We start from the raw sequence: 12,732 nt of genomic DNA on the forward strand, positions 1-12,732 counted from the left end.
CCCCGGCCCGTAGCAGGCAGGGCTGTCACGATCCCCCGGCAGGTGAAGCGGCCCCGGCCGTGAAAGTTTCAGGGTCTTCGGGGCTGATCGGGTGCAGCCGTTGACGGGGCGGCGGTGGGCAAGGAGGATCGGGTTCGCTCCACTGGGAGCGCTCCCAACCCCCCGAAGGACCTCCATGACCCGATGCCGGGCCGCGCTGCTGGCCCTCCTCACCATGGTCGCCCTGTCCCCCGCCGCGTCCGCCCGCGCCGCCGACGAGGGACCCGAGCAGATCGTGAACGGCACCTTCGACGCCGGCACCGCCCCCTGGTGGAGCACCGGCAACACCACCCTGACCATCGACGGCGGCAGGCTGTGCGCCGACGTCCCCGGCGGCACCGCCAACCCCTGGGACGTCATCATCGGCCAGGACGGCGTCCCGCTGGTCGCCGGCGACACCTACGCCTACAGGTTCTCGGCCTCCGCCACCCCCGCCAAGGTCGGCAAGGCCCTGATCCAGCTCCCCGTGGACCCGTGGACGCAGTACCTGTCGGCCGCCCCGGAGCTGAGCGTCTCGGGCAACGACTACTCCTACACCTTCACCGCCCCGGTCTCGCTGCCGAACGCCCAGGTGGCGTTCCAGCTGGGCGGCAGCGCCGAGCCCTGGAGGTTCTGCATGGACGACGTGTCGCTCAAGGGCGGCGCCGAGCCCGAGGTCTACGAGCCGGACACGGGCCCGCGCGTCCGCGTGAACATGGTCGGCTACCTGCCCTCGGGCCCCAAGAAGGCCACCCTGGTCACCGAGGCCACCACACCTCTGGACTGGGAGCTGCGGAACGCCGCGCAGGAAAGGGTCGCGAACGGACGTACCGTCCCCAAGGGCATGGACGCCAGCTCCGGCCAGAACGTGCACACCATCGACTTCGGCGCCTACGCCAAGCCCGGCCAGGGCTACACGCTGACCGCCGACGGCGAGACCAGCAGGCCGTTCGACATCGGCGCGGACGTGTACGACTCCCTCCCCACGGACGCGCTGAAGTTCTACTACACCCAGCGCAGCGGCATCGAGATCCTCGACAGCCTGCGCCCCGGCTACGGACGCCCGGCCGGCCACGCGGGCACGTCCCCCAACCAGGGCGACACGGACGTGCCCTGCCAGGCGGGCGGCTGCGACTACACCCTGAACGTCAAGGGCGGCTGGTACGACGCCGGCGACCACGGCAAGTACGTCGTCAACGGCGGCATCGCGGTGCACCAGCTGATGGCGGCCTACGAGCGCGACCGGGCCGCCTTCACCGACGGCCAGCTCAAGATCCCCGAGAGCAGCAACGGCGTCCCGGACGTGCTGGACGAGGCCCGCTGGGAGCAGGAGTTCATCCTGAGCATGCAGGTGCCGGACGGCAAACCGTACGCGGGGATGGCCCACCACAAGGTGCACGACCAGAACTGGACCGGCCTGCCGCTGCTGCCGCACCTCGACCCGCAGAAGCGCGAGCTGCACCCGCCGTCCACGGCCGCGACGCTCAACCTGGCCGCGACGGCGGCGCAGGCGGCCCGGCTGTTCGCGCCCTACGACGCGGCGTTCGCGGCGCGGAACCTCAAGGCGGCGCGCAAGGCGTGGACGGCGGCGAAGGCGAACCCGGCCCGGTACGCCAGCCCCGCCGACGGCGTGGGCGGCGGCGCCTACGACGACGCCGACGTGACCGACGAGTTCTACTGGGCGGCGGCCGAGCTCTACCTCACGACGGGCGAGAAGGAGTTCGCGGACTTCGTGCTGGCCTCGCCGCACCACACCGGCGACATCTGGCGCGAGCGCGGCTTCGACTGGGGCCACACCGCCCAGCTCGGCCGGCTGGGCCTGGCGACCGTGCCCAACGCGCTGCCGGGCCGGGACAAGGTGCGGCAGTCGGTCGTCGAGGGGGCCGACAAGTACCTGGCGGTGCAGCGGGCGCACCCGTACGGGCTGCCGTACGCGCCGGCGGACTTCGACTGGGGCTCCAACAACCTGGTCCTCAACAACCTGGTCGTCATAGCCACCGCCTACGACCTGACCGGCGAGGAGAAGTACCGGGCCGCCGTCCGGGAGGGCATGGACTACCTGCTCGGCCGCAACGCGCTCAACATCTCCTACGTCACCGGCTACGGCGAGGTCTCCGCCCAGAACCAGCACAGCCGCTGGTACGCCCACCAGCTCGACCACGCGCTGCCCCACCCGCCGCGCGGCTCGCTGGCCGGCGGCCCCAACTCCGCCATCCAGGACCCGGTCGCCCAGCGGCTGCTGCGCGGCTGCAAGCCGCAGTTCTGCTACGTCGACGACATCGAGTCCTGGTCCACCAACGAGCTGACCATCAACTGGAACTCGCCGCTGGCGTGGGTCTCGGCGTTCCTGGCGGACAAGGGCGAGCGGTCCGCCTGCCGGGTGCGCTACTCGGCGCACGGCTCGTGGCCCGGCGGCTTCACCAGCCAGCTCGTGATCGAGAACACCGGCCGGGAGAGCGTGAACGGCTGGACCCTGAGTTGGTCGTTCCCCGGCGGCCAGCGGATCAAGGAGGGCTGGGGGGCCGAGTTCGCCCAGTCCGGGGCGGTGGTGACGGCGCGCAGCCTCGGCTACAACGGCCGGATCAGGCCCGGCGGGTCAGTGACGTTCGGCTTCGTCGGCACGCACGCCTCGGGCCCCAACCCGGCCCCGGAGGTCTTCCGCCTCAACGGCGACCGCTGCCGGTGACGCGCGACGCGGGCGGCCCTTGCGGGGGTCCGCCCGCGTTGCCCACACTCCGTTGAACGGAATACTGTCTCCCCCATGCCCAGGGGAACCTCAGAAGTCAGCGAGCCGATGTACTTCGTGCTCGCCGCGCTGCGCGCCGGCCCGCTGCACGGCCACGCGATCAGCAAGTCGGTCAAGGAGCTGTCCGGCGGCCGGGTCCAGCCCTCCGTCGGCACGCTCTACGGCATCCTGGAACGCCTGAACGAGCGCGGCGTCATCACCGTCGACCGCGAGGAGACGGTCAACGGGCGCAACCGGCGCTACTTCCGGATCACCGACGAGGGCCAGGCGCTGGTGGAGGCGGAGGCGAGACGCATGCAGGCGGCCGCCTCGCTCGTCCTGCGGCCGTCGGCCGGATGACGGCCGTCGGGTCCGCGCGAGCCGCGTCCGCGCTCGAACGGCGTTACCGCAGGCTCCTGCTCGCCTATCCCAGGACCTACCGCGCGGCCCACGGTGACGAGCTGCTCGACGTGCTGCTCGAATCGGCCGCGCCGGGGCGGCGCGTCCCGGTGCCGCGCGAGGCGTGGGGGCTGCTCAGGGGCGGGGTGCGCAGCCGGATCGTCCACCTGGCGAGCGGCAGCCCCTGGCAGGACGGCGTGCACCTCGCCGTTACCGCCATCGCGGCGGCGAACCTGGCCGCGCTGCTGCCCTACGCCGGCACGCTGCCGCTCTGGACGCTGCTGTCGGCGCTCACGCTGCTGGCGACCGCTCGCGGACGGCTGCGCACGGCGGCGGCGCTGACGCTGCTCACCGGGGCCAAGGCGGTGGCGCTGGCCGGCGGGTGGTGGCAGCCGTTCGACACGACGCTGTTACCGGTCTATCCGACGTTCCTCCAGGTCCGGCCGTTGTTCATGGACAGCGCCCCCTACCTGGTGGCGGGCACCTACGCGGTGGCGCTGGCCGGCCTGCTCGTGCTGCGGCGGGCGCCGCGCACGAGGTCGTGGTGGTGGTGGGCGGCGGTCGTCGCGGCGAGCTGGGCGGGCCCCGAGTGGATGGAGGACTCCACGAGGTTCCCGCTCAGCCTGAGCGGGCTGGTCGTGGAGGCGGCGGCGTTCGGGCTGGCGGCGGGGAGCGCCTACCTGGCCCGCGACCACCGGTGGACGCTGGCGGCGGCGATCTACCTGGCGACGGCGTCGGGCGAGCTGGTGCTGCACTCCGACGCCCTGACCCGGCAGCACCTGGCCTACTGGGGGGTGCTCGCGCTGCTGGTCGTGGCGGCCGCCTTCGCGCCCTTCCGCCAGCGGCGGCATTGCCTGGATTGACCATACTTCGTTGAACGGAGTATGGTCTCCGCCATGCTCAAGAGATCCCGCCTGGCCATCGCCATGTCGCTCTCGGCGGCCGTGCTCTGCGGCTGCGGGGGCGCCGCCGAGCCGACCGGCGGCGCCGAGACCGCCCAGCCGTCGCAGGCCGCCGCCGCCAAGGACAGGAAGCACCAGTTCGAGGCGGCCAAGGCCGACTGCATGAAGCAGAAGGGCTTCACGTACATGCCGTACGTGAAGCCCGAGGACAAGAGCGAGGACGAGCGCAAGCGCGCCTCCGGCGACTACCAGGCGATGAAGAAATATCGCGCCAAATACGGATTCGGCGTGTTCGCCCTGCAGGTCTACCCCGGGGAGCTGGAAGGCCCCGGCGGCAAGAACGACCCGGACCCCAACATGAAGATCCAGGCAGACCTCTCCACCGCCCAGCTCACCGCCTACCACAAGGCCAAGGACGCCTGCGTCGTCACGGCCGCCAAGCAGGTCCTCGGCCTCACCCTGAAGTCGAACATCGACTACTTCTCCCAGATGGCCATCGCCCACAGGCGGGCGAAGGCCACCGAACTGGACGGTGACCCCGAGCTGGTCGAGCTGGCCGGCCCCATGGCCGCCTGCCTCAAGGGCAAGGGCTACTCGGTGGCCGACGCCAAGCCGTCGGCGCTCAACCAGCGCGGGGAGCGGGAGTTCATGCGCCGGCAGGACAAGCTGGGCCGCCAGCAGCAGAAGAACCTCCCCGAAGCCCCGAAGATGACCAAGGACACCGAGCAGTTCCACATTCCGGACCTCACCCCCGACGCCGCCCGGCCGTACCTCGTCCAGGAGGTCAAGGCGGCGCTGGACGACCTGGAGTGCGGCAAGGACTTCTACGCGGCCTACACGCCGAAGGAGACCGCCGTCCAGCGGAAGATCAACGACCGGTTCGCGTTCTGACGTCCTCATGAGATCCCCACGCAGGCTTGCGGCCGTCGTGCTCGCCGGGGTCGTGCTCGTCGCCCTGGCCGGGTGGGCGGTGAGCACCCGGCTGCGCTCGCCGGCCGACGAGGCGAGCAGGCGCGCCGCGCCCACACCGTCCCTGGTCACCGCCGCCGTCGAGCGGCGCAGGCTGGTCAGCACCGTGGTGGTCAACGGCACCCTCGAATACGGCTCGCCGCTGCCGGTCGGCCTGGCCGGGGCCGTCGGCGGCGCGTCCGAGCTGCAGCGGGCCACCAGGGCGCCGCGTCCCGGCCGGATCGCCGAGGGCGGGGTGCTGATGGAGGTCAACGGCCGGCCGGTGTTCGTCCTGCGCGGCTCGGTGCCGATGCACCGCACGATCACGCCGGGCAGCGAGGGCGACGACGTCACCCAGTTGCAGCGGGCGCTGCGCAGGCTGGGGCACCGCGCGCCGTCCACCGGCGTCTTCGACCGGGCCACGGTCGCCGCGCTCACCCGGCTCTACGCGGCCAAGGGGTACCAGGCCCAGCGGCCCACCCTCGCCGACCGGCAGACCTACGAGACGCTGCGCAAGGCCGTACGGACCGCCAAGGAGACCCTGGCGGCCGAGCAGCAGGCGCTCGACCGGGGACGTGACGTGCTGCCGCTCAAGCTCAGGCTGAAGAACGCCAGGACCGGGCTCACGGCGGCCCGCCGCGCCCTGGCCGAGGCCCGGTCCCAGGAGCTTCCGCCGGCCGACGAGGCCCGGCTGTCGGCCGCCGACTCGGCGGTGCGGGCGGCCGAGGAGCGGCTGCTGGAGGCCGAGCAGGCCCTCGCCGCCGCCCGCACCCGCCCCACGAGCGCGCCCACGGCGGCCGCCACCGATGCCCCCACCAATGCCGCCACCGCTGCCCCCACTGCGGCCCCCACCGGCACGCCCGCGCCCGCGCCCGCCGCCACGGCCGCTCCCCAGCCCACGGCCTCGCCCGCTGACACGCGGCTGCTGGAGCTGCGGGTGGCCAACGCCCGCGCCGACCTGTCGGCCGCCCAGGAGGCCCGCGACCTGATCCTCAAGGAGGCCGAGCAGGCCCGCGCGGCCCGGGTCGAGCAGCTGCGCGCGGCCGTGCGCACCGCCCAGGAGACGCTGGCGACCGCCGAGCAGGCGCTGCGCCAGGCCAGGCAGCTCTCCCCCGCCCGGCTCAAGGTGACCGGCGCCCGCGCGGACGTGGCGGCGGCCGAGGAGATGCTGGCCGAGTACTCCCGCACGTACGGGGTCTCGATCCCGCCCGGCGAGGTGGTGTTCCTGCCGAGGCTGCCGGCCCGTGTGCGCAAGGTGTCGGTGAAGGCGGGGCAGCGCGTCGAGGGCGAGGTCGCCACCGTGACGAGCTCGTTGTTCGCGGTCACGGCGTCGGTCGAGGCGGCGGAGTCCGAGCTGCTGCGGGCGGGCATGCCCGCGACCGTCGAGCTGGACACCGGCCGGTCGTACCCGGCCCGGCTGACCGCCGTGGGCGACAAGGCGAAGGTGCCGGGCTCCGCGGCGGCCGAAGGCGGGGCGCAGCCCGTCCTGATCACGCCGGGCCCGGCCAAGGGGCTCAAGGCCGGGACCGCGGTGACGGCGCGGATCACCGTGGGGGCGACGAAGGACCCGGTGCTGGTGGTGCCCGTGGCGGCCGTGATCACCTCGGCCGACGGCAGGGCCCGGGTCCGGGTCGAGTACGCCACCGACAGGACGAGGGACGTCGAGGTCCGCACGGGCCTGTCCGCCGACGGGAACGTCGAGGTCACCGGCGCGCTCAAGGAGGGCGACCGGGTGGTGGTCGGCGATGCCTGAGCGGCGGGCCGAGCCGGTCATCGAGCTGACGGGCGTGTGCCGGCTGTACGCCGCGCAGCCGCCGGTCCGCGCGCTCGACGGCGTCTCGCTGCGGGTGGGCCGCGGCGACCACGTGGCCGTCATGGGCCCGTCCGGCTCCGGGAAGTCCACGCTGCTCAACGTGCTCGGCCTGCTCGACCGGCCGGACTCCGGCAGCTACCGCCTCGACGGCGCCGAGACCACCACGCTCCCCGACGGCGTCAGGACCAGGTTGCGCGGCGACCGGATCGGCTTCGTCTTCCAGTCCTTCCACCTGCTCGCCCACCGCACTGTGGTGGAGAACGTGATGCTCGCCGAGGTATACACCCGGCGGCCGCGCAAGGGCAGGCGGGAGCGGGCCCTGGCGGCGCTCGACCGCGTCGGCCTCGGACACCGTACGGGGTTCGCGCCCGGCCGGCTGTCCGGGGGCGAACGTCAGCGCACGGCCATCGCCAGGGCCCTCATGGGCTCCCCGTCGCTGCTGCTGTGCGACGAGCCGACGGGCAACCTCGACAGCCGCAACACCGAGGCGGTGCTCGACCTGTTCGACGAGCTGCGGCGGCAGGGCCTGACCATCGTGGTCATCACGCACGAGCAGGAGGTCGGCGCGCGCGCCGAGCGGCGGGTGCGGATCACCGACGGCGTGCTGGTGGAGGAGTGATGGACCTGCGCGACCTGGCCGGCGAGGCCGTCGCCGGCCTGCTGGCCCGGCCGCTGCGCACGGCGCTCACCACGCTCGGCACCGTGCTCGGCATCACCACCCTCGTCGTGACGCTCGGCGTGGCCGCCACCGCGGGCAACCAGGTCGTGGGCCACTTCGACGCGCTGGTGGCCACGGCCATCACCGTCGAGGTGCCCGGCATGCCGGGCGCCCCCCTGGTGACCTGGGACGCGGTCGACCGGCTGACCAGGCTGCGCGGCGTGGAGTCGGCCGCCGCGCTGTCGGAGAGCGAGGACACCGCGAACCTGTCCGTGCGCTCCAACGACATCGTCGATCCGGCGCGCATCACCACGCAGTCGCTGCCCGTGGTCGCCGCGACCACCGGCCTTCCCGGGGCCCTGCGCGGCACGATGCTGCGCGGCAGGTTCTACGACGCCGGGCACGTCCGGCGCGGCGACCGGGTGGCGGTGCTCGGCGACCAGGCGGCCAGGCTGCTCGGGATCACCCGGCTCGACGGGGCGCCCGCGGTCTTCATCGGCAGCCACGCGTACACGGTGATCGGCGTGCTCGGCGGGCTGCGCCGGGAGCGCGACCTGGGCGCGGCCGTGTTCGTGCCGCCGACCGCCGGGGCCCGGTTCGGGCTGCGGACGGTCACCAGGGTGCTGGTCAACACCGGCCTGGGCGCCACCGCGCTGGTCGCGGGCCAGACGCCGGTCGCGCTCAGCCCCGGCAACGAGGACCTGCTCCAGGTGGTCGCGCCGCCCGGCCCCACCCGGGCCCGCGACGCCGCCCAGGACGACGTCAACGCGCTGTTCCTGATCCTCGGCCTGGTCTCGCTCGTCGTGGGCGCGGTCGGCATCGCCAACGTCACGCTCGTCACGGTGCTGGAACGGGTGCCCGAGATCGGGCTGCGCCGGGCGCTCGGCGCCGCCCGACGGCACGTGGCCGCCCAGTTCCTGCTGGAGTCGACGCTGGTCGGGCTGGCCGGCGGCGTGATCGGCACGAGCCTCGGCGTGGTCGCCGTGGTCGCCGTCTCGGCCGCCAGGGAGTGGACGCCGCTCCTCGACGCGCGGCTCGCGCTGGCCGCGCCGGTGGCCGGGGCGGTGGTGGGGTTGCTGGCCGGGCTCTATCCGGCGCTGCGGGCGGCGAAGATGCAGCCGGTGGACTCTCTGCGATAGCGGTTCCGCCACTTATGATGTGCCCGACATATGGCGAAAAAAGCCCGGCGGGTGCTGCTCAGAGCGGTCAGACCGCTGCTCGTCAAGGCAGCGGTCCTGTCCGGGCTGCGCGGACGCGAGCGGACCCTCCTCCTGCTCAACCGCGCCCTGGTCTACCTCGCGCTGACCACCGTGGTCGGCGCCGTCTACTTCGGGGTCGGCGCGCTCGACGCCCTGCTCGGCTCGTGGTCCGACCTGCTCGCCGCGCTGGCCGCGGGCGCGCTGTTCCAGCCCGTACGGCTGCGCCTGCAGAGCGCGGCGGACCGGCTGTTCCGGTGGGAGCGCGACCCGTACCGGCTGGCCGACCGGGTGAGCCGGAGCGTGCAGGAGGCCAGGGGACCCGCCGAGGCCCTGGCGTCGGCGGCCCACGCCGTCCGGCTGGCCCTGGGGGCGCCCGGCGTCGCGGTGGAGGTCGTCCTGCCCGGCGGACGGGTGCGCAGCGTCGTCGCGGGCGAGATGGGCCCGGCCCCCTCGGTCGAACGCCTGGTCTGGCACGGCAAGTCGATGGGCTGGCTGTCGGTCAGCGGCGAGCCGCGCGACCGGGCGCTGCTGGACATGCTGGCCAGGCAGCTCGCCGAGGTCGCCCACGCCGTACGGCTCAGCGCCGACCTGCAACGCTCGCGCGAGCGCATGATGGTCACCCGCGAGGAGGAACGCCGCGAACTCCGCCGCAACCTGCACGACGGACTCGGACCGGCGCTGACGAACCTGGCGATGAGCGTCGACCAGGCCCGGCTCAGCCTGGCCAGCGACCCCGGCTCGGTCGAGCCCCTGCTCAGCACGGCACGCAGGCAGATGACCGAGGCCATCGTGGACGTCCGCGACCTGGTGTACGGCCTGCGCCCGCCCGCGCTCGACGGCGCCGGGCTGGACGAGCTCGGCCTGGAGGGCGCCTTACGGCTGCTCGCCGACGCGCCCGGCCCGAGGGTGGACGTGGTGGTCTCGGGCTCGCTGGCCGACCTGCCGGCCGCGGTGGAGGTGGCGGCGTACAAGATCGCGCATGAGGCGGTGGCGAACGTGCGCCGGCACGCCCGCGCCACCACCGCCCTGATCAGGGTGGAGCGGCGCGACGGGCTCCGGCTGACGGTGTCCGACGACGGGATCGGGCTGCCCGAGCAGCGCCGCCAGGGGGCCGCCCTGATGCGCGGGCGGGCCGAGGAGGTGGGCGGCGTCTGCCGGCTGGACGTCCGCCCCGGCGGCGGCACCGAGGTCGTCGCGGAACTGCCGGTCAAGGAGCCACGATGACCCCTGACGACCACGACGATCCCGGTCCCGGTCCCGGTCCCGGCGCGGACGGGCCCGGCGCGGACGGGCCCGGCGCGGACGGGCCCGGCAGCACGCGGGTGCGGCGGTGGCGGCTCGTGCTGGCGGTGGTGTGGACGGCCGCCGGGGCCTCGCTCGCGGCCGTGGTGACGGCGGCGGTGCTGGCGGCGCAGCTCGGCGGGCTGGCCGAGACGCAGGGGCTCGACCCGATCGGGCTGATGTTCCCGCTCGCCGGCGCGTTCCTGATCAGCCGGCGGCCCCGGCTGCTGGTCCCCTGGCTCATGTGGGCAACGGGCGTCGTCTGGTCGGCGTACTCGCTGCTGTTCGCGCTGACCGGCTGGATGTACTTCCACGCGCCCGGCCCGCTCCTGCCCTACGTCGCCTGGCCGGCCATCTGGCTGTGGCTGCTGCCGGTGCCCACGTTCACGGGCATCATGCCGCTGCTCTTCCCGGACGGACGGTTGCCGTCGAGGCGCTGGCGGCCGGTGCTCTACGGCAACCTGGTGCTCATGGCCGGGCACTCGCTGCTGCTGGGCCTGTCCCCCGACCCGTCGTTCGAGCTCGGGGTGCCGGTGGGCAACCCGTTCGGGGTGGCGGCGCTGGGCAGGGTCCCCGAGGTCGTGGAGTCGTGGATCGGACCCCCGATGATCCTGCTGTGCCTGCTCGGCGTGGTCTCGCTGGGCTTCAGGTACCGGGCGGCGACGCCCGAGGTGCGCCGCCAGATCACCTGGTACTTCCACGCCATGGTGATCTTCGTCGTCTACTGGATCGCCAGCGCGGGCAACCAGGACACCTTCATCATCGCCGTACGGGTCTTCCTGGCCGCGGGCATCCCCATCGCGATCATCGCCGCCGTGCTGCGCCACCAGCTCTACGGCATCCGGCTCATCCTCAACCGCACGCTGGTGTACGGCACGCTCGCGGTCGGGGCCGGCCTCACGTACTCGGCGCTCATCTGGGCGTCCAACAGCCTGGCGGACGGCTACGGCGCGGCGGCGGGGCTCGCCTCCGCGATGGTCACCGGCGCGGCCTTCCATCCCGTGCGCCTGCGCCTCCAGCGCTCGGTGGACCGGCTGTTCAACGTGGAACGCGACCCGTACCGGGCGGCCGACCTGCTCAGCCGTACCGTGCAGCGGGCCGGGGATCCGGCGGGGGCGCTGGCCGAGGCGATCTCCGTCGTGCGCACGTCGCTGGTCGCCCGGGGGGTGGGCGTGGAGGTGCCGGGCGAGCCCGCGCTGTCGTTCGTGGACGGCGAGCTGGGCGCCCGATCGCGGTCCGTCGAGCTGACCTGGCACGGCGAGCCGGTCGGGCGGCTGCGGATCGCCGGGGCGCGGCCGGGCCGCGAGCCGCTGGACGTCATGGCCAAGCACCTGGCCGAGCTGGCGCACGCCGTACGGCTGAGCACCGACCTGCGGGACTCCCACGAGCGGATCAGCGCCACCCGCGACGAGGAGCGGCGCCGGCTGGGCAGGGAGCTGCACGACGGGCTCGGCCCCACGCTGACCAGCGTGACGATGACCCTGGACGAGGCGCGACGGCGGCTGGAGCGCGACCCCGAGTCGGTGGAGGAGCTGCTGGTCCGGGTGCGCGAGGAGATGACCGGCACGCTGATGTCGGTGCGCGAGCTGGTGGACGGCCTGCGCCCGCCGGTGCTGGACGAGTTGGGCCTGGCCGGCGCCCTGCGCGCCTTCGGCCAGGCTCCGGGCCCCCGGGTCGAGGTCACCGTGCCCGCGGCCGCCGACGGTTCCGAAGGGCTGCCCGACGGGTCCGACGCGGCCCTCGACGGTTCCGAAGGGCTGCTCGACGGGTTGCCGGCGGCGGTGGAGACGGCCGCGTACCGGATCGCCCAGGAGGCGCTGACGAACGTGCGCCGCCACGCCCAGGCCACGTCGGTGCTGGTCACGTTACGGCGGGAGGCCGGGGAGCTGCGGGTGTCGGTCGCCGACGACGGCACCGGCCTGCCCGACGAGCCGTCGCCGGGCGTGGGGCTGACGTCGATGCGCGAGCGGGCGGCCGAGATCGGCGGCACCTGCGCGATCGGCCCGCGTGCGGGCGGCGGCACCGAGGTGACCGCCGTCCTGCCGCTCACGCCGCCGGCCTAGGAGGTCAGGCTCGGACGCAGCGCGAGCAGCGCGCCGAGGGTGGCGTACCCGACGATCAGGTGGAAGCCGCCGATCCAGTTCGAGATCGACTCGCCGAACACGATGTACGCCGGCACCGTCACCACGGCCCAGCTCTCGGCGACGAGCGGCCACCACCGCAGCGCCCCGCGCCAGCGCCCGGCGAAGGCGATCTTGATGCCGATGGCCATCATGCCCAGCATGGACACCGGCCAGAACACGTCGAGCACCTGCATCACCGGCCCGTCCTGGAGGTCGTCGGGCAGGACGCCGTGCAGCAGGGACCAGACACCGGCCAGCCCGAGCAGCACCAGCTCGACCTTGAGCATCATCCTGGCGAAGCCGGACGTGCCCGTCGCGCGGGTCCGGATCTGCACGGCGAGCAGGGCGAAGAGGCCGAGCTGGAAGAGCAGCCCGGTCAGGTCGCCGACCCGCTCGCCGAACCCCTGGGCCTGCGTGCCGTAGACGAAGATGCTGGCGGTCCAGGCGAGCGTGCCGGCGCTGAGGGCGAGGCCGAGCCTGCGGACGGCGGCCGGGGCGATGGCGGGGCCTGCGGATGGGGACGGGGTGGCGGGCACGTCGGTGCGGGCCCTGGCCGGGGTGGTGGTGATCTTGCCGTCCACGGGAGGTCCTTTCTCCTTGCGGGGATCTTGCGGGGATGTCGTGCCTCCAGGCTTCCGGCGGGCCGCCCCGGGCCGGCAGAGCCGC

10 protein-coding genes are annotated in these 12,732 nt (G+C 74.0%); 9 read left to right on the forward strand and 1 reads right to left on the reverse strand.

Annotated elements, in window-relative coordinates:
- Positions 1–175: 175 nt before the first annotated feature.
- The 9 genes from ACFYUV_RS23730 to ACFYUV_RS23770 all read left to right on the forward strand — a co-directional run bounded on the left by ACFYUV_RS23730 (position 176) and on the right by ACFYUV_RS23770 (position 12,006).
- Positions 176–2,704, forward strand: a complete 2,529-nt coding sequence (locus ACFYUV_RS23730; protein ID WP_387671339.1) for a glycoside hydrolase family 9 protein — start codon at positions 176–178, stop codon at positions 2,702–2,704.
- Between the two features lie 75 nt (positions 2,705–2,779).
- A complete protein-coding gene (locus tag ACFYUV_RS23735) occupies positions 2,780–3,103 on the forward strand; it encodes a PadR family transcriptional regulator (RefSeq protein WP_189651648.1) in 324 nt (107 codons plus the stop codon).
- Positions 3,100–4,005 (forward strand): hypothetical protein, encoded by a 906-nt coding sequence (locus tag ACFYUV_RS23740; RefSeq protein WP_387671341.1) that lies wholly within the window; start codon positions 3,100–3,102, stop codon positions 4,003–4,005. The genes ACFYUV_RS23735 and ACFYUV_RS23740 overlap by 4 nt, the downstream gene beginning before the upstream one ends.
- Positions 4,006–4,038: 33 nt before the next feature.
- Positions 4,039–4,935, forward strand: a complete 897-nt coding sequence (locus ACFYUV_RS23745; protein ID WP_387671343.1) for a hypothetical protein — start codon at positions 4,039–4,041, stop codon at positions 4,933–4,935.
- Positions 4,936–4,942: 7 nt separating this feature from the next.
- Positions 4,943–6,745 (forward strand): peptidoglycan-binding protein, encoded by a 1,803-nt coding sequence (locus ACFYUV_RS23750; RefSeq protein WP_387671345.1) that lies wholly within the window; start codon positions 4,943–4,945, stop codon positions 6,743–6,745.
- The gene (locus ACFYUV_RS23755) at positions 6,738–7,424 is read left to right on the forward strand and encodes an ABC transporter ATP-binding protein (RefSeq protein WP_387671347.1); all 687 of its coding nucleotides are present in this window, start codon (positions 6,738–6,740) and stop codon (positions 7,422–7,424) included. The genes ACFYUV_RS23750 and ACFYUV_RS23755 overlap by 8 nt, the downstream gene beginning before the upstream one ends.
- The gene (locus tag ACFYUV_RS23760; RefSeq protein ID WP_387671348.1) at positions 7,424–8,602 is read left to right on the forward strand and encodes an ABC transporter permease; all 1,179 of its coding nucleotides are present in this window, start codon (positions 7,424–7,426) and stop codon (positions 8,600–8,602) included. Before ACFYUV_RS23755 ends, ACFYUV_RS23760 begins: the two co-directional genes overlap by 1 nt.
- 30 nt (positions 8,603–8,632) lie before the next feature.
- Positions 8,633–9,886, forward strand: coding sequence for a sensor histidine kinase (locus ACFYUV_RS23765; RefSeq protein ID WP_387671350.1), 1,254 nt, complete (start codon positions 8,633–8,635; stop codon positions 9,884–9,886).
- Positions 9,883–12,006, forward strand: a complete 2,124-nt coding sequence (locus tag ACFYUV_RS23770; protein ID WP_387671352.1) for a sensor histidine kinase — start codon at positions 9,883–9,885, stop codon at positions 12,004–12,006. The genes ACFYUV_RS23765 and ACFYUV_RS23770 overlap by 4 nt, the downstream gene beginning before the upstream one ends.
- On the opposite strand, the gene ACFYUV_RS23775 is transcribed toward ACFYUV_RS23770, so the two are convergent.
- Positions 12,003–12,647: a hypothetical protein gene (locus ACFYUV_RS23775; RefSeq protein ID WP_387671354.1), complete on the reverse strand. Its 645-nt coding sequence runs from the start codon at positions 12,645–12,647 to the stop codon at positions 12,003–12,005. The two genes, ACFYUV_RS23770 and ACFYUV_RS23775, sit on opposite strands and share 4 nt — an antisense overlap.
- Between the last annotated feature and the right edge of the window lie 85 nt (positions 12,648–12,732).

The sequence above is a fragment of the Nonomuraea sp. NPDC003560 genome (assembly GCF_042878785.1).
GTDB lineage: Bacteria > Actinomycetota > Actinomycetes > Streptosporangiales > Streptosporangiaceae > Nonomuraea.